Source organism: Clostridium neonatale (assembly GCF_001458595.1).
In the GTDB taxonomy this organism is placed as follows: Bacteria; Bacillota; Clostridia; order Clostridiales; family Clostridiaceae; genus Clostridium; species Clostridium neonatale.
In genome coordinates this window covers 443,784-462,653 of record NZ_LN890328.1, presented here as the reverse complement: position 1 = coordinate 462,653, position 18,870 = coordinate 443,784, and the positions used below count along the sequence as shown (strand labels likewise).

The 18,870-nt window shown below is 27.8% G+C and carries 16 protein-coding genes; 4 read left to right on the top strand and 12 right to left on the bottom strand.

Annotated features, from left to right (window positions below; all coding sequences use genetic code 11):
* Positions 1-48 precede the first annotated feature (48 nt).
* On the bottom strand, positions 49-2,229 hold the full coding sequence (locus BN2920_RS09210) for a cell division protein FtsA (protein ID WP_058294725.1): 2,181 nt from the start codon (positions 2,227-2,229) through the stop codon (positions 49-51).
* Positions 2,230-2,461: 232 nt separating this feature from the next.
* On the opposite strand from BN2920_RS09210, the gene BN2920_RS09205 reads away from it, so the two are divergent.
* A complete protein-coding gene (locus BN2920_RS09205; protein ID WP_058294724.1) occupies positions 2,462-2,995 on the top strand; it encodes a hypothetical protein in 534 nt (177 codons plus the stop codon).
* A 408-nt stretch (positions 2,996-3,403) separates the two neighbouring features.
* Here the strand turns inward: BN2920_RS09205 and BN2920_RS09200 are convergent, their stop codons facing one another.
* Positions 3,404-5,410, bottom strand: coding sequence for an ATP-dependent helicase (locus BN2920_RS09200; protein WP_058294723.1), 2,007 nt, complete (start codon positions 5,408-5,410; stop codon positions 3,404-3,406).
* A 255-nt stretch (positions 5,411-5,665) separates the two neighbouring features.
* Here BN2920_RS09200 and BN2920_RS09195 point away from each other — a divergent pair, with 255 nt between their 5' ends.
* Entirely contained in the window at positions 5,666-7,150 is a 1,485-nt protein-coding gene (locus BN2920_RS09195) for a nicotinate phosphoribosyltransferase (RefSeq protein WP_058294722.1), read from the top strand.
* A gap of 62 nt (positions 7,151-7,212) precedes the next feature.
* Here the strand turns inward: BN2920_RS09195 and BN2920_RS09190 are convergent, their stop codons facing one another.
* Together BN2920_RS09190 and BN2920_RS09185 are read right to left on the bottom strand one after the other, a co-directional pair.
* On the bottom strand, positions 7,213-7,437 hold the full coding sequence (locus tag BN2920_RS09190; RefSeq protein WP_230132113.1) for a hypothetical protein: 225 nt from the start codon (positions 7,435-7,437) through the stop codon (positions 7,213-7,215).
* A 250-nt stretch (positions 7,438-7,687) separates the two neighbouring features.
* On the bottom strand, positions 7,688-8,020 hold the full coding sequence (locus BN2920_RS09185; RefSeq protein WP_058294720.1) for a hypothetical protein: 333 nt from the start codon (positions 8,018-8,020) through the stop codon (positions 7,688-7,690).
* Positions 8,021-8,424: 404 nt separating this feature from the next.
* On the opposite strand from BN2920_RS09185, the gene perR reads away from it, so the two are divergent.
* Positions 8,425-8,832, top strand: a complete 408-nt coding sequence (gene perR, locus BN2920_RS09180) for a transcriptional regulator PerR (protein ID WP_058294719.1) — start codon at positions 8,425-8,427, stop codon at positions 8,830-8,832.
* Between the two features lie 114 nt (positions 8,833-8,946).
* Entirely contained in the window at positions 8,947-9,873 is a 927-nt protein-coding gene (locus BN2920_RS09175; protein ID WP_058294718.1) for a hypothetical protein, read from the top strand.
* 198 nt (positions 9,874-10,071) lie between these two features.
* On the opposite strand, the gene BN2920_RS09170 is transcribed toward BN2920_RS09175, so the two are convergent.
* The 8 genes from BN2920_RS09170 to clpP all read right to left on the bottom strand — a co-directional run bounded on the left by BN2920_RS09170 (position 10,072) and on the right by clpP (position 18,842).
* Positions 10,072-10,668, bottom strand: coding sequence for a hypothetical protein (locus tag BN2920_RS09170; protein ID WP_058294717.1), 597 nt, complete (start codon positions 10,666-10,668; stop codon positions 10,072-10,074).
* Positions 10,669-10,779: 111 nt separating this feature from the next.
* Positions 10,780-11,073, bottom strand: a complete 294-nt coding sequence (locus tag BN2920_RS09165; protein ID WP_058294716.1) for a hypothetical protein — start codon at positions 11,071-11,073, stop codon at positions 10,780-10,782.
* 35 nt (positions 11,074-11,108) lie between these two features.
* Entirely contained in the window at positions 11,109-11,588 is a 480-nt protein-coding gene (locus BN2920_RS09160; RefSeq protein WP_058294715.1) for a hypothetical protein, read from the bottom strand.
* 297 nt (positions 11,589-11,885) lie between these two features.
* Entirely contained in the window at positions 11,886-12,482 is a 597-nt protein-coding gene (yihA, locus tag BN2920_RS09155) for a ribosome biogenesis GTP-binding protein YihA/YsxC (protein WP_058294714.1), read from the bottom strand.
* Positions 12,472-14,802 carry an endopeptidase La gene (lon, locus tag BN2920_RS09150; protein WP_058294713.1) on the bottom strand — a complete coding sequence of 777 codons (2,331 nt, stop codon included), beginning with the start codon at positions 14,800-14,802 and terminating at the stop codon, positions 12,472-12,474. The genes yihA and lon overlap by 11 nt, the downstream gene beginning before the upstream one ends.
* Before the next feature lie 218 nt (positions 14,803-15,020).
* Complete coding sequence (gene lonB / locus BN2920_RS09145) at positions 15,021-16,688, bottom strand: ATP-dependent protease LonB (protein WP_058294712.1); 1,668 nt, start codon at positions 16,686-16,688, stop codon at positions 15,021-15,023.
* 228 nt (positions 16,689-16,916) lie between these two features.
* Positions 16,917-18,206, bottom strand: a complete 1,290-nt coding sequence (gene clpX, locus BN2920_RS09140; RefSeq protein WP_058294711.1) for an ATP-dependent Clp protease ATP-binding subunit ClpX — start codon at positions 18,204-18,206, stop codon at positions 16,917-16,919.
* A 33-nt stretch (positions 18,207-18,239) separates the two neighbouring features.
* Entirely contained in the window at positions 18,240-18,842 is a 603-nt protein-coding gene (clpP, locus tag BN2920_RS09135) for an ATP-dependent Clp endopeptidase proteolytic subunit ClpP (RefSeq protein WP_058294710.1), read from the bottom strand.
* Positions 18,843-18,870: the final 28 nt, after the last annotated feature.

Here is an 18,870-nt window from a genome sequence, read left to right as displayed (position 1 = left end):
TTAAGTTCCAGTGGAAATTTTAGATTTAAAATCACTTTATTATATGAATTACGACCAGAATACTTCTATAACATCTCCATCTTTAATACTCGCAGTATAAGGAGTATTTTCTCCATTTAAAGTTATATTTATTGAACCTTTTGGTACTGTTAAATCAAAATCTATATAATCAAAAATATCAACTACTACATATTGTGCTTTTTCTTTCATTTTGATTTCTTCATTATTGACAATAACAGTTATTCCTCTATTTTCACTTATTTTATTTTTTAATTCTTCTAATTTTAATTTATCATCTTCATTATGATCTTCGTTCTTTTTTACTTCTTTCTCTTCAATATTAATATCATTTTTTACAACGTCATAAGAAGCTAATTCATTATCAATCACTTTGTTGACGTCATTTAATGAATCTTCTGGTAAAATTTCAGTCTCAGCTACTTTTTCATCTATTTCTATATTCACATCTCCCACATTATTAACTTCTTCAGTATTTTTTTTGAATATCTTATCCCCTTCTTTAATATCATACTCTTCTGGCAATAGATTTCCTTCTTCATTTAACAATTCTACATCTTCTCTGATAACATATTTCTTAAACTCTTTCAATCTAGAAGGTAAAAATACTTTTACATCATCATTATTTTTAATTATATATTCTAAATCTATTTCACAATCATTTACCATAATTACAGGTTCTACATTAATTATATCTCCATTTAAATATATACTCATAGAATCGATATCTCTTATATTATCAGCTAATTTAGGTTGTGCATCCTTACCATTTTGAGCATATTCAATATTAATCTTATCATTAATTCTAATTTCACTTTCTAATGCTGCTACTTCACCATTAATCTTAATAACTGCATTTTTCCCATAATCACCAAAAGCAATTCTTTTGCATCCATTATAAGTAAATCTAACGCTTTTACCATTTTTACTTATAAATAAGCTTGGATTGATTCCTGCTTGCAATACTACATCCATAACAGTATGATTGTGTGAATTAAATAAACTTATAGGTTCATCATTTAACATTACATCTATAAAATCATTTCCAAGACTTTTTATTGCAGTTAAAGCTATTCCAAGAACAGTTACACCTGCTGAGCCTAAACTATTATCAGATATACATTCAGTAACTGTACTTCTATCTTTTATACCTATTCTTTGAGGCGGTAAATTAAGTTTTTCAGACATCTGTTCAACTAAACCTGGAGTATGTGCTCCACCTCCAACTAAAAATACAGCACTAGGTGATTTATCACCATTTAACTCTACTATCTTTTTACATATTTCATCTGCTAATTTTTTTACTACAGTATATATTGATTTTAAAACTGATTCACTAGATACAGTATTCTCTAATCCCATTATATCCACATATGTTATTTCTTCATTATCCTTAATTGATCTTTTTATTCTTTCTGCAGTATTAAAGTCTACCAAATATTCCTGTACTATTGCTTCTGTTATTTCATCACCTGCAATTGGTACCATTCCATATGCTGAAATGGTTTCTTTTGAACTTATAGCTATATCTGAAGTTCCTGCCCCTATATCTACTAATCCTATATTTAACAGCCTCAAATTTTTAGGAACTGCTGCTTCCATTGCAGCTATTGGTTCTAATGTTAAATTGCTCACTTTTAAATTTATTTTATTCATTACTGAATAAAGTGAATCAATTACAGATCTAGGTAAAAATGTTGCTATTACTTCTGTTCCAATATTTTCACCCTTTTGGCCAATTAAGTTTGCTATTAAGTAGCCATTTAAATAATAATTTTTAACTGAATACCCAACACAATATAATTTTCCTTCTGATGTCTTATTAATTTCTTCTTCTGCTTTTTTTACAGCACTTAATTCAAGAGTTCTAACTATCTCTTTATTAACTTCATTTTCATCATCACTTATGTCAAGTTCAGCATTACTATTAATTGTTCTTAAAAATCTACCTGCTGCAGCAATTGAAACTTCTGTAAGCTTAATGCCTATTTCTTTCTCAATGGCATCTTTTACTTTCAATGCTACTTGTGCTACTAAATTTACATCATGAATTTGACCATCCACCATAGCCCTTTCTTCATGCTCTAAATATTTTTCACAAACTACTTGAAATTTTTTATCTTTAATTATCCCTACTGTTCCTATAATAGAACGAGTACCTATATCCAAAGAGAAAATTATATCTTTTTCATTAAAATTACTTAAATTCATAAAACTCTCCCTACTTCTATAATATATAAACCTTATTATAAATTATATATTATAAGACATTTACATACAATGATTTAGAAAATTACTTTAGTTTTTTTATCTATATTTAATGCAAAAATATAGTTACTTTTTATTTATTAAGAATTTATTATATTTTTCATAAAGCAATTTTAAATTGCTTTTATTTATTGTAAAATATTTATATAAAGCATTTGTTCAGGAGGTGTTGAAAATGTTTACCAAAATATCTAATATTGAATGGATTAATTATATTGAATCAAATAAAGATGATATTATATCATTTGACTATTCTACATTAAGAAAAGACATTCCTGATGGCTTAATTAAAGGTACTGTTAATTTTAAATTTTCTCGTAAAATGTTATTAGAAGGTTTGAAAAATTTAAAATCATATAAAAAAATAATCAATTCATCACCTGGAAAATATGAATTTATAAATGATAATATCTCCAGTGATAATACTTATAAAATACTCTATCTCCAAATTCATAACGTGTTAGCTAGAAATAAAAAAACTAAGCTTTTTAGCACAGAAACTTGGAAGTTACTTATAATATCTCATGATTTTTTAGTCAATCAGTATTACACTGCACGTGAAAGAGAATGTTTAGAAATGCTACTATATGATAATCCTATGCTTGATAAGGATTGTCTAATTGCATTATTTAATAGTATAAAGAATAGTTATGATGTAAGAAAGAATAATATCACACTTGAAGAAACAATAAAAAAACATCTATATTAACATAAATAAAAATAGGACAAATATTAGATTGTCCTATTTTTGTTTTACTAATTTTTTAGCTTCATCTAGTTTTTTCACATAATACTCATTACTTTTTAATGCTTCAACTGAAATATCTTCTACCTTCTTCAAAATATCACCTTACTTTACATTTTTATAATATGATATTTTATCATCATATAGATTGTTAAATCAATAGCAATATATTCTATATAAGCTTTCTTAATTTTAAATATACTTGCATTAATAAAATTTTAATTTTATTGACATAATACTGTAACACTAGATAGATAAAATAGTTCTTGTAAAGTTGTTACAGAACAATTTTATGTTTTCATTATTGTCCCTATAATAAATCAGTATTCAGAGTAACTTATATCCCCTAAATTAAGTTACTCTTTTAATTTTTTATACCTTATTAACTAATCCATTATCAACTAGTACCTTTAAAGAAAAACTTCTAACTTCTCCATCATCAAATCTTATAGTAGCCTTATCTTTTTCAAGTTCTTCAATAATTCCAGTTCCATAAGTTTTATGAGTTATTCTTCTTCCTATTTCATATCCATAAGTATCTACTGGCAAATCATTAAATCCACCTTCTATTATAAATCTCGAAATATCTTTAAACTGACCTTTTCTATTTCTTGGTGAGAATAAATAAAGCTCATCTATTGCACGGGTAATTCCAACATAGAATAATCTTCTCTCTTCTTCTATGTTTGTATCCTTGCTTGATGAATGTGGGATAGTATCTTCACAGCAGTTTATTATATAAACATTTTTAAATTCCATTCCTTTTACGCCATGAATTGTGCTTAATATAACCCCTTCCCTATCTTTTTTCTTTTTACTTTCCTCAATACTTTCTTTAACTTCATCTACATGTGCTAAAAATTCAAATATAGTTTTATAACCTTCCGCTGCTACTTTAAATTCTTCAATAATATCCTCTAGATCATCCAAACTCTGTCCAAATTTTTGTGAATATTCTCTTAAGTGGTCAATATATCCTAAATCCATAACAATATATGAAATAGCTGATGATAACGAAATTTTATTAAGATAATTTATATCTTTTCTAAGCTCATCTATTTTTTTCTTTTGAAATGGCGGCGTATCTTCTTTATCTATTATAATATCAAAAGGACTTTCTTCTTTAAAATAATTATTTAAATAGGCTATATTTGATTTACTCATATATCTAAATGGTTTATTTATTATTTGAATAAAACTCTTTTTATCAAAATTGTTTACACTTAACTTTAAGTAAGCTATTATATCTTTACATATAAAATGTTCAAAAAAATTATATTCACGATCCAATAAAGTAAATGGAATCTTTCTTCTTGTCAGTACATCAATAGCATTCATAGATTCCATATTGGTTCTATATAAAATTGCATTTTTCTCATATGGTATTCCTAGCTTTTTATTTTCTTCTATAATATCAGCCAGCTTTTCAGCCTGCATTTTTTCATTATACGTATTAAACCATTTTATAATTCCTAACTCTTCTCTATTAAAATAAATTTCTTTATTATTTCTTGCTTTATTAAATTTTATTAATTTTTTAGAGCTTTCAACTATATTTTGCTTACTTCTATAATTAACTGATAAATAGTATTTCTTTGCATCGCCAAATATCTCATCAAAAGATACCATATATTCTGGCTTAGATCCCCTAAATGAATAAATGCATTGATCTTCATCCCCTACCGCAAAAAGAGAATTCTCATGGCCTTCATTTATTATTTTTAAAAATTCTATTTGCATCTCATCACAATCTTGAAACTCATCTACTAGTATATATTTAAATAATTTTTGGTATGCTGAGCATAGATTCTTATTGCTTTTTAAAAGTTCTAAGACTTTAATGCATAAATCATCAAAATCATACTTATTATTTTCTTTCTTATATCCTTCATATGTTTCTAAAATTTCCTCAAATATTTCTTTTGAAATAGAAGCTTTAAATTCATTTAACGGTAATCTTGATGTTTTATATAAGGAAATATTATTTATTGCTTCTTTTACTTTATCCTCACTTACTTCATCAAAATATTTATTCAAAATATTACTTACTATTTTATGTACAATACCTCCATCTATAATATCTATATTACCTCCTGTTTTTAAGAGCATCTTATAAAACAGTCCATGAAACGTTCCAAAGAATGGTGCTGTCGTTGTATTAAATTTATCAAAGTAACGTTTTTTCATATTTAATGCTGCAGCTTTAGTAAAAGTTATTACTATAATATTTTTATCCAATATATTTTTTTGTTTCACTAAATAATTAACTCTATTTATTATTACTGTTGTTTTTCCAGAACCCGGTGCTGCAACTATTAAAGCATTTTTTTCTTCTGCTTTTACAGAACTTTCTTGATATTCATCAAGATTATACCCCATCATCATTCCTCTTTTCTCTTTGAGTTTATCTATTATACATTAAATTATTAAAATTTATTTCCACTATTGCAATTAGCTATACTAAAATTCATTATATTCATTTATTTCACCTAGCCTTTAGCAACTCTATTGTAATGTAAGTGTTATAGTTGTACAATAGTTTTGTATATTTTATATACAGATATAAATATTATGATTGCTAGAATAATGAGATTTAATTTTATGATTTCTTGTAATTTAAAAAGGAGCTTATTTATGAATAATTCAAAATTTGATGTAAAAAACGAAAGAAATTTAACAATGTTAGTTGATTTTTATGAATTAACAATGGGAAATGGTTATTATAATAAAGGTTTAAAAGATAAAATAGCTTACTTTGATATGTTCTTTAGAAGAGTTCCAGATGGCGGTGGATACTGCATAATGGCTGGTGTTGAACAATTAATTGAATACTTAAAGAGCCTTGAATTTACCGATGAGGATATAAATTATTTAAGAAATAAAAATCTTTTTTCAGAAGACTTTCTTGATTATTTAAAAGATTTTAAATTTAGCTGTGATGTCTGGGCTGTTCCAGAAGGATATCCTGTATTTCCAAATGAACCACTTGTAACAGTTAGAGGTCCTGTAATTCAAGCTCAATTTATTGAAACAATGATTCTTTTAACTATAAACCATCAAACTTTGATTGCTACTAAAGCCCATAGAATATGCAGAGCTGCAGAAGGTCGTCCTGTAATGGAATTTGGATCAAGACGTGCTCAAGGATATGATGGTGCTATTTATGGAGCAAGAGCTGCCATAATAGGTGGATGTAATTCAACTGCATGTACATTATCTGACAGAATGTTTAATATTCCTGCAGTTGGTACAATGGCTCATAGCTGGGTTCAGCTATTTGATACTGAATATGAAGCATTTAAAACATGGTCAGAAATTTATCCTGATGAGTGTGTACTTCTTATTGATACATATAACGTAATAAAATCTGGTTTACCTAATGCAATAAAAGTATTTGACGAAGTATTAAAGCCTCTTGGAAAAAGACCTAAGGGAATTAGGATTGATTCAGGAGATATAACTTATTTAACAAAAAAATGTAGATCTATTCTTGATGAAGCTGGATATGAAGATTGTAAAATTATAATTTCTAACTCTCTTGATGAACACATAATAAAAGATGTCCTAGATCAAGGCGCATGCATAGATTCATTTGGTGTTGGTGAAAGATTAATAACAGCTAAATCAGAACCTGTTTTCGGCGGAGTTTATAAACTAGTTGCATTAGATGAAGCTAACGAAATAGTACCAAAGATTAAAATAAGTGAAAATGATGAGAAAATAACTAATCCAGGATTTAAAAAGATTGTGAGAATTTTCGACAAAAAATCAAATAAAGCTCTTGCCGATTTAATTGCATTAAGAGATGAAAAAATTGATGAAAATAAGCCACTAACTCTATTTAACCCTATTCATACTTGGAAGAGAAAGACATTAAAAAATTACTACATTAAAGATCTCCAAGTACAAATATTCGAGCAAGGCAAATGTGTTTATGAATCTCCTAGTGTATTAGACATAAAAGAATTTTCTAAAAAAGAAACTGACAGATTATGGTCAGAAGTTTTAAGATTTGAAAATCCTCATACTTATTATGTCGATTTATCTCAAAATTTATGGACATTAAAACAATCATTGCTTCATAAATATACAAGTACATTTGAAAATCAAGAAGAATAAATATTAGTATAAAAAAGCCTCTCTGAAACCATATAACAGAGAGGTTTTTTTAATTAAGTTCTTTAATATCCTACTTTTAAATTTCTTTCATCTTCATATATGGATATGTTCATGAAATCATATTCGTTTTTCATTATTCCTTTTATATCAATATTATTATCAAATGAACATTCACAGAAAATACAGCGTTCATCAGAATCCATATTTGAATTCTTATTAATCATCGGACATTCTGAATTGCATTCTACTTTTTCCTTTTGTGTAGACCAAAATGGACATTTTCTCATATACCCCACCCTTTTCATTTATTCATGTGAAAATTATGGTTACATTATATTACATTTGTTTATATTTGTAAAGGTTTCATATCAAATTTTACTAAATCTTTTATATTTTTTAATAATTATTTAATTTTTTACATAAAATAATTTTTATCACCTAGAATCTAATTATAAAAAATTTATCTAATCAAATATACTCAAATATAATATTATATACATGTCCATAAAAGGTAGAGTTCTTGAATATTTTAAATAATCACTTTTTCGATTCACCATTATTTTTTACTACTGATATATTTATTATTTCATTTTGAAAAGCTCTTAACAATGCTTTTTCTAGGACTTTTTCTTTATCAAAGTTTTCTATATCTCTACATTCTGAAAATACCTTGTTTTTTTCACCTTTAAAATTCTTATAAGTTAATGTTATATATGGCTTATCATACTCTACATTAAGTATCTTTATTCCCCATGAAATCTTAGCAAAATCCCCCTCAACAGATAGTTTTGTTAATTCTTTTAGCCTTTTATTATCCTTACTAGGATCATTAACTATTATTAATTCATCTCCAACTTTATATTTACTCATTAAAAACGCCTCCCAATATAAATTTTAGGTATAAACTAAAGTTGATTGCAATTTATAATACCGCATATAATAAGAAAAAAATAAATTATGACAATGAACCTTTTTCTTATTATATATATATTATATTTCATTTTTTCTGTTTTGTTAATAAATTAACAACTTTTAAATAAAATTTTTAAGGTTATTTGTGAAAAATCTTATCTAGTATCTAATACATTTTTATATATTTTACAATATTTTATAAATAATAATAATGCAATATATTAATAAATAGTTATTATTATTTAATATTTTAATAAATAATAATAACTATTTATTAATATAACTAATTATTTTTATTGACTATACTTATATATTTATATTATAATTTATTATATAAATATAATTATAGTGAGGTGATGAGAATGGATACTATAGCTTCTATTTTTAAAGAAAAAAAGCTAAAATTGACCCCACAAAGACTTTCTGTATATAAGTATCTAATTGGTACCAATTCACACCCATCTGCAGATAAAATATATACAGATATGCATGAGCAATACCCAACTATGAGCTTAGCTACAGTCTATAAGTCTTTGAAAACACTAGCTGATGTTGGTTTAATACAAGAAATAAATGTTGGTGAAGGCAACTTTAGATATGATGCAAATGTACATCCACATCCACATTTACAATGTTTAGGATGTAGTAAAGTTGAAGATTTTAAAAATTTATCTCTTGATAATCTTAATGAATTAGCCGAAACCAATAGTGATTATAAAATAATGTCAAATCAAGTTTATTTTTATGGATACTGCAAGGAGTGCCAATAATATCTTTATAGGGACTATAACTTTAGTAAAATTTATTTATTGAAGCTATAGTTCTTTTCTTTTTACTTCTATGTATCACATATATCATCATATAATTTAATGAGGTGATACATAATGAAAATACTAATTATTAAAAAGAAATTTGCTATTAATATAATTTTTACTTTATTTTTAATTATTTTATCTATAGTAATATTTACTCTTACATCAGAAAAATTTGAAACAACGCAAACCATTTATCCATTAGATATAAATGAAAATTCTAAGTATGATTTAACTGGTGATGGAAAAGAAGATACACTTCAAATGATAAATGGACAAAATAAAATTGATTACAATATAAAATCTTATGGAGATGATTATTTTCTTTCAAAAAAAGTTCCTGATAAACTACTCTTTACCACTAATAATCATTGGAAACCAACTGTATTCATTCATGATTTATCAAGAGATAAAATACCTGAAATACTTCTTCAGGGCTCAAAAAATAACAAAAGCATTTCTTATTTATTTCATTGGAATGGAGAAGATTTTTCTCTAGTTACATCAACTGAAAAAAACATTTTAGGCATACTTGATTCTAAGAACAGTAAAACTCCACAACTTTACTCAATTGATTCTAAAAATGGTATATCTTCATTAGAAAGTTCCATGGTTATTAATAATGATATACTAAATACTTCCAAAGATAACAATAATATTCCTAGCCTTGATAGTGTAATTAAATTTATAAATCTAGTTGAATATAATTATGTTGTTGATGAGTTACCCGATATATTCACGAGTGGAATTAATAGTAACGAATTATCTTTATTATGGAACTTGGATAAAGATAATTATTCATATGCATTTCAAAATGCATTCTTTTATGATTATAAATGGGATGCCAATGGCGATCCAACTAATATAAAATGGAGGCTATCTTTTGAAAAAAATGCTTTAAAGGGAAGTGAAGGCAATAAAGATGAGATTATAATTTTTCTTGATGTAAAAAAAGATTCTTCTTTGTATAAGATAACTAGCATAAAAAAATCAAAATAATTAATAATAAATAAGGCCGCAAAATGCGGCCTAAAAGGGGGATGGGGGGGTTGCTTAATTAAATAAGCTGTAAATTATACTTCTTATTTAAATTCAGCATGTAGGAGAGTACTTTCTCCGTTACATTAATAGTATTGACAATTTCTTTATTTATATACATTAAAAAATATTTTTATTTATATATTAATTTATTTTATATTAAATATCGTTAAATCCTCCATTCATGTATAATTCTATCATTTTATCTATAAGCTTTACTCTTTCTGGGTGAACACAATTTCTTAGATGATGCAAAAACTCTAAATTTTCATCATCTCTATTATTGCTTTTATCCCTATGTTTCTTACTACTTCTCTTTCCCGATTCCTTTTTTTCAGTTGTCATAGCACTCATATCCTCAATATCTTCTTCATTTTCAGCACCGTTTTCCATATCCATATCATTAATATTATCTAAACTTCCTACTTCATTCATCATATTAATATTATTCATACCATTTCCACTACCTGCTGGATTCATATTACCGATTCCATTATTATTTCCAAAATTTAATCCTGCCATCTTAGCTAATGGTTCCAAGTTTCCCAAATTAAAACCATTAGTATTCATTGAAGATAACATATTTCCTATATTCCTCATATCAACATTTCCGCCAAGCAATCCCATTAATTGAAAAGGATCTATTCCAAAAGGATTATTATTCATATTATTTATATTATTCATATTGTTATTATTATTCATATTATTTCTATTCTCTGGTGAAGGTTCCCGATTCCTATGTTTATGTTTAGCCATTAAAAATCCTCCCATTTATAACTTACCTATTTCTAGTATATGCATATGTACTTAAAAGTGTTATAAAATTGGATATTTTTTTGGAGGACCATCGGTCCTCCACCTATTATTTTAGCAGCAACAGCTATTTCCTGCTCCATTGCATCCTGCATTAAAGAAGCATCCACCAAATAATATAAATAGTAAGATAATTAAATAAGATGAACCACAATTTAATAATCCTGATCCACAAGCTATTAATAAGAATATAATTGGTGCTAAACCGCCACCACCACAGCCGCCTAATAATCCTCCAGTTCCTCCATAGGAGTTGTTGTTATTACAACAGCAAGGTGTTTCACAGCAGCAGCTATCACACATTTTCTCACAGCAGCAGTCATTACATTTTCTCTTCTTTTTAGACATATTTATCTCTCCTTCCTAAAAATTCAGAATATTAATTAAGCTAAACCTGTACCTGCAAAATTACCTAATCCACCGCATCCGCCGCCGAAGCCGCCGAAGCCGCCAAAACTACCATTGCAAAGGAATAAGATTACTAATAAGAATAAATAAGCACTACAGTTTCCTAATAATCCACCGCCCCACCATGAGCCATTATTATTGTTATATCCTGAGTTGTTATTACAGCAGCAGCAGTCTTTCTTACAGCATGAGTCACATGAGTTACAGCAGCAATTATTGTTTCTATTATTGTTGTATCCTCCACCTAGAAACCCATTTCCACATCCACAATAGAATAATATTAATAAAATCCAAATCCAAGCATTAAATCCGCATCCACCGCCTATTACAGGTGGAAATCCTGTGTTAGCATTATTAGTGCTTCCGCTAAAGCAGCAACAATCACTAGTTGAAGTTGATTCACTTGAAGTATCATCGCATGAATTTAAACCATTTAGGATATCATTCATCTCCATATTTGTTCCTCCTTGGAAATATTTTTGTTTTTATACTATATACTATTCTTCAGCTGATTTTTTGACACATTTTTTTATTTTTTTAATAGCGTATTGTTTTTAGTATATAGCCTAATATTATAGTATTATTTTCTGTCTTTTTAGTTCTTATCTGATATGAAAAAAGCAAAAAAATTTTCAGCATTTTTATATGACGAATTATCGAGCTAAGTGTTGCAATTAGCTTGACATTTTCTCATATAATAAAAAGACTGAGATTTTAAAATCTCAGTCTTTTCCTTTAATTCCTCAATGTATTTAGTCTATATTTGTTGCATATTCTAAGAAAAGATTATCAATTAAAGTTTCAGTTCCTTTCTTTGTTAAAGAAGAAAAGAAGTACAACTTATCTTCTACTCTTAACTTTAATGTATCTCTAATTACTTTTTCATTCTTTTTAAATTCAGAATTTTTAAGTTTATCACTTTTTGTAGCTACAACTACACAATCATATCCAAAATGCTTTATCCAATCATACATCATTATATCATCTTCAGTAGGTTTATGTCTTGAATCCACCAATAATACAATTCTTTTTAACTGCTCTCTATCGCTTAGATAAGTCTCTATAACTTTTCCCCATGATTCTTTCTCACTTTTTGAAACTTTCGCATATCCATATCCAGGTAAATCAACCAAATAAAAATCATTATTGATTAAAAAGAAATTTACTAATCTTGTTTTTCCAGGAGTTTGACTAACTTTTGCTAATTTCTTTCTATTAGTTAGCGAATTTATTATTGAGCTTTTACCTACATTTGATCTTCCAACAAAAGCTATTTCATTTCTATTATCTTCTGGATATTGACTTCTTTTTACTGCTGAGGTTATAAATTCTGATTGTTTAATTCTCATTATTATCCTCTCCAATTAATGCATTATTTAATACCTCATTTACTTCTTCTGCAGGTATGATGTTTAAGCTGCTTCTAATTGAATGTGGTATCTTATCTATATCTTTCTCATTTTCTTTAGGAATTATTATTGTATCTAAGCCAGCTCTATAAGCTGCTAATGATTTTTCCTTTAATCCACCAATAGGGAGAACTCTTCCCGTTAATGTAACTTCACCTGTCATAGCAACATTATGTCTAACCTTCTTACCTGACAATGCAGATACAAGTGCAGTTACCATAGTAACCCCAGCTGATGGCCCATCTTTTGGAACAGCTCCTTCTGGAGCATGAATGTGTATATCTTTATCTTTATAGAAATTATCTTTTATTCCAAATTTATTAGCATTTGCTCTCACATAGCTATATGCTGTTTTAGCTGATTCCTGCATTACTTCTCCAAGCTTCCCAGTTAGTTCAAGCTTTCCATTTCCAGACATAACCATTGCTTCTATAGGCAATGTATCTCCACCATAAGCAGTCCATGCCATTCCATTTACAACTCCAATTTTATCTAACTTATCAATCTTATCAAAGTCAAACAATCTTTTTCCTAATAGCTCTTCAACTTTTTTCTTATTTATAGATATTTTTTCTTTATTTGATTTTAATATTTCAGCTAATGCTTTTCTTATAAGTGAACTTAGCTTTCTTTCAAGTCCACGCACACCTGATTCTCTAGTATATCCTTCAATAACTTCTTTTATTGCAGAATCCTTAATATCAATTAACTTTCTATCTATATCTAAATCATCTAGAATTTTATTTATTAGATGGTTTTTAGCAATATTAAATTTTTCTTCATATGTGTATCCTGTTACTTCGATTACTTCCATTCTATCTAAAAGCGGTCTTGGTATAGTATCTAATGTATTAGCTGTTGCTATAAACATAGCTCTTGATAAATTCATAGGTATTTCTAGGTACGAATCTCTAAAATCCTTATTTTGTTCATTATCCAATATTTCTAATAATGCATCAGAAGGATCACCTTTATAGTCAGAGTTTATTTTATCTATTTCATCAAATAAAATTAATGGATTCATTGTTTTTGACTCTTTTAATGCATAAGCTATTCTTCCTGGAATAGCTCCAACATAAGTTTTTCTATGCCCTCTAATTTCCGCTTCGTCTCTCATTCCGCCAAGAGATATTCTTGAATATTTTCTGTTAATAGCTTTTGCTATTGATCTTGCTATAGATGTCTTACCTACTCCTGGAGGACCAACAAGACATAATATAGGTCCTTTTTGAGATTTACTAAATTTCTTTACTGCTAAGTATTCTATAACTCTATCTTTAACATCATCTAATCCATAATGTTCATCATCTAAGACCTCTCTTGCTTTAACAACATCTATAGATTCTTTACTATATTTTCCCCATGGAATATCAAGCACCCAGTCAAGGTATGTTCTTATAACATTAGCTTCTGATGAAGATAAGCTCATATTTTTAAGTCTTAAAAGTTCATTGCTTAGCTTTTCCTTACCTTCTTTTGTAAGCTTACTCTTATCAATTCTTTCTTTATATTTTTCTAGCTGATTTTGTTCTGTTTCATCTTCTCCAAGTTCCTCTTGAATTGCTTTCAATTGCTCTCTTAGATAATATTCTTTTTGTTCTTTACTGACTTTATTTTTAACTTTTCCTTCAAGCTTCTTTTGAAGCGCTGCTATAGATATTTCTATCTTTAGTCTTTCCAGTATCTTTTCAATTCTAGTCTTTATATCTAAAATTTCAAGAATTTCCTGTTTAACTTTTTCATCAGTAAGAGCATATGAAGCTATCATATCAACAAATTCTTCTGGCTTTTCTAAAGGTTCAATTGCTTTCAATGCTTCTAAATAGCTTTCATTAGTAAGCTTTACAAGCTTTATAAATTCTTTATCTAAATACTTTATATAAGCTTCTAATTTTTCATCTCTAACTATTTCTACATTTATTTCCTCTACAGAAACTTTAATATAATCTTTCTCTTCATCTATATATTCAGTAATCTTACCTCTTACTTTTCCCTCTACAAGAACTCTTATAGAATTATCATTCATTTTGAGTATTTGTTTTATTTTACATATAGTTCCTATAGTATATATATCATCTTTACTTGGATCTTCAATGGCTGAATCTTTTTGTGCTGCAAGAAATACTTCCTGCTCTTCTAACATGGCTTGTTCAATAGCCGCTATTGATTTTTCTCTTCCAACATCAAAATGTACTACTACACTAGGAAAAACAGTTAACCCTCTTAGAGGAATTAAAGGAATTGTATATAACTTTTTCATCTTACTATTTCCCCCCATTCATTATTTCCTTAATTATTCGGACCTATCTAGTATACACATATTAATAACTTTTTTCAATAATACCAAAGAATAAAAACTTACTATTTTAGTATGATTTTTCAATATGCGTGTCTATGGCGTTTTTTAGCATTTATTTCTAATAAGAGGTTAGTTTATAAAATAAACTAACCTCTTATTTATATTTTACTACAATATTATTAATTCTCCAAATTATTATTGCCTTCTGCAAGTAATATTTCTCTATTAACAGTATTTAAATCTTCTTTTAGCGAATACCTAATAACATCTGTAAAATATGATACTGGAATTATTTCAATATCACCAATGTCATGTAATGATTCATCATAATTTTCTTTTGGAATTATTACTCTTTTTACACCAGCTTTTAATGCAGCAGATATCTTAGCTTTTACTCCTCCAATTGCTTTAACTGATCCTAATATTCCTATTTCTCCTGTCATTGCAACAAATCTATCAACTTTTGATCTTGTTATTGCACTATATATTGCTGTTGCAATACTTATTCCAGCTGATGGTCCATCTATAGGCATTCCGCCTGAAATATTTACATGAATATCATACTTTTCAGTACACAATCCAAATAAGTTATCTAATACAGTAAGAACATTTTGGACAGATGAATATGCTGTACTTTTCATTTTTATCTTTTTATTATTATTTGTTATTTCTTCTTCTTCAACAATACCTGTTATTTTTATTTCTCCTCTTCTATTTTTAACCTCTTTTACACTAACCTCAAGAGGCATTAAAATACCAATATTAGCCCCATATACAGCTAACCCATTAACAACACCTACTTTAGAGTTATTTGGAATGCTATTACATACTATTTTATTGTATTGGCCATTTTCTAATACCCACTTTACATCAACCAATTGTATTTCCTGCCTATCTTCATTTATAGCCACACCTGATGCAAGTTGAATTAAATTTATTACTTCTCTTCCATTAGTGCAGTATTTACTTACTTCTCTTACACCTTCGTCACTTATATTTAATCCAACTTTTTTTACAGAATTTATAGCAATCTTTTCTATTTCTTCTGGAAGTAATGCTCTAAAAAATATTTCTACACACCTTGATCTAATAGCAGGTATTATTTCTTCTGGCGATCTTGTTGTTGCACCTATTAATCTAAAATCAGCTGGTAATCCATTATCAAATACTTCTTTTATGTATTTTGGCATATTAGGATCATCAGCATTATAGTATGCACTGTCTAAAAAGACTTTTCTATCTTCTAGAACTTTTAGTAGCTTATTTAATTCAATTGGATGTAGTTCACCTATTTCATCAAGAAATAATACGCCTCCATGTGCCTTTGTCACAGCTCCTGGCTTTGGTTGAGGTATCCCAGCAACACCAAGTGAACCTGCACCTTGATAAATAGGATCATGTACTGATCCTATTAACGGATCCGCTATACCCCTTTCATCAAATCGTAGTGTTGTTGCATCTATCTCAATAAACTTTGATGTAGCTGTAAAAGGTGATACTTTATTCTTTTTTGCTTCTTCTAATACCAATCTAGCGGCAGCGGTTTTCCCCACTCCTGGAGGCCCATATATTATAACATGCTGAGGATTTGGCCCACAAAGTGCAGCTTTTAATGCTTTAATACCTTTTTCTTGACCTATTACTTCATCAAAACTGGTTGGTCTGCTTTTTTCTGTAAGCGGTTCGGTTAATTTTATTTTTCTCATTTTATTTAAATTATCTAATTCTTTATTCTTACTATCAATATATGTAGATGTTTTGTTCACCTTAGGTTTACTTGAGTTATTTATTACACATATCATTACTATAATAAGAACAAATTGAAAAATTAATACTACTTCATTCATTATTGCTTAAGTATACTTTTTAAGCATACTTTTCCTCCCTTCCAAAAATCATCTTGAAAGTAGTATGTGTATATATATTGATAAATATTCCTTAAATTATATATAATTCTATGAAGGTATAATTTTTCTTTTATATTTTTTCAAATGATTAAATAGAATTCTACAACAATGTAATTTACCAAATAATAAAATCTCCAAAGATTAATAAAATCTTTGGAGATTAAAAAACTAAGCAGTTTCAACTTCTTTTTTTGATCTTGGCTTAACTAATGAAGGTCTAGTTTTACCTTCTTCTAGTCTTTCTATTTCTGGTTCCTTTTTATCTTTAATAGCTTCTTTATTTATTGTAACTTTAGTTATCGTTTTATCAGAAGGTATCTCATACATTATTTCATTCATTATATCTTCAATTATAGCTCTTAACCCTCTGGCACCTGTTTGCCTGCTGATAGCTTCAGCTGCAATAGCTTCTAAAGATTCATCATTAAACTCAAGCTTAACATCATCAAGTTCAAACAACTTTTTGTATTGTTTAACAAGAGCGTTCTTAGGCTTAGTTAATATTTCAATTAATGCAGCTTTATCTAATGATTCCAATGTTACAAGTATTGGAAGTCTTCCAACAAATTCAGGAATCAATCCAAATTTCAATAAATCAGCTGGCATAATTTCTTTTAAAAGACTTCCAACATCTTTTTCATGTTTACCTTGGATTTCTGCACCAAATCCCATAGAACTTTTTCTTGTTCTATTTTCGATTATTTTATCTACTCCATCAAATGCACCACCACAAATAAATAATATATTAGATGTATTTATTTGAATGAATTCTTGATGAGGATGCTTTCTTCCGCCTTGAGGTGGAACAGATGCAACAGTACCTTCTAGTATTTTTAATAAAGCTTGTTGTACACCTTCTCCAGATACATCTCTTGTTATAGATGGATTTTCAGATTTTCTTGCAATCTTATCTATTTCATCTATATATATTATTCCTCTTTCAGCTTTTTCAACATCATAATCTGCACTTTGAATTAATTTTAAAAGTATATTTTCAACATCTTCTCCAACATAACCTGCTTCAGTTAAAGTTGTAGCATCTGCAATTGCAAATGGTACATTTAAAAATTTAGCTAATGTTTGAGCTAGTAATGTTTTACCTGAACCTGTTGGACCAAGTAATAAAATATTACTTTTTGATAATTCTACATCACCATCATCTTTATTAGTATTTATTCTCTTATAATGATTATAAACAGCTACTGCTAAAGATTTTTTAGCTCTATCTTGACCTACTACATAAGAATCTAAGTATTCCTTAATCTCATATGGTTTTGGTAAACTCTTTGGATCAAAGTCCGGAGCTTCTTGGAATTCATCTGCTATTATTTCTGAACATAAATCAATACATTCATCACAGATGTATACTCCTGGTCCTGCTATTAACCTTTTTACTTGTTCTTGTGTCTTACCACAAAAAGAACATTTTAGTTGTTTTTTATCGTCATATTTAGCCATAAACTCACCTCACTTAATCTAAGTAATGAAATACTAATCTTCCTTCTTTTCTACTTTATGACTAGTTATAATCTCATCTATTAATCCATATTCCTTTGCTTCATCAGCACTCATGAAATTATCTCTTTCAACATCAGCATTTATTACTTCTAAAGGCTTACCAGTATTTTCACTATATATTTTGTTTAATTTTTCTTTCATTTTTATAATTCTCTTAGCATGTATTTCAAAATCAGTTGCTTGACCTTGGAATCCACCTAATGGTTGATGTATCATAACTTCCGCATTTGGAGTAGCATATCTTTTCCCTTTAGCTCCACTCATAAGAAGGAATGATCCCATTGATGCAGCCATACCAATACATATAGTTGATACGTCACACTTTATATATTGCATAGTATCATATATTGCCATCCCTGCTGTGATTGATCCACCCGGACTGTTTATATATAAATATATATCTTTATCAGGATCTTCACTTTCTAAAAATAATAGCTGTGCCACAATTAAGTTAGCGCTATCATCATTTACTTCTCCACTTAACATTATTATTCTTTCTTTTAATAATCTTGAAAAAATATCGTAAGAACGTTCACCTCTGCTGGTTTGTTCTACTACCATAGGTACTAAACTCATTTAAATCCTCCCTTTTTTCACCTCAATA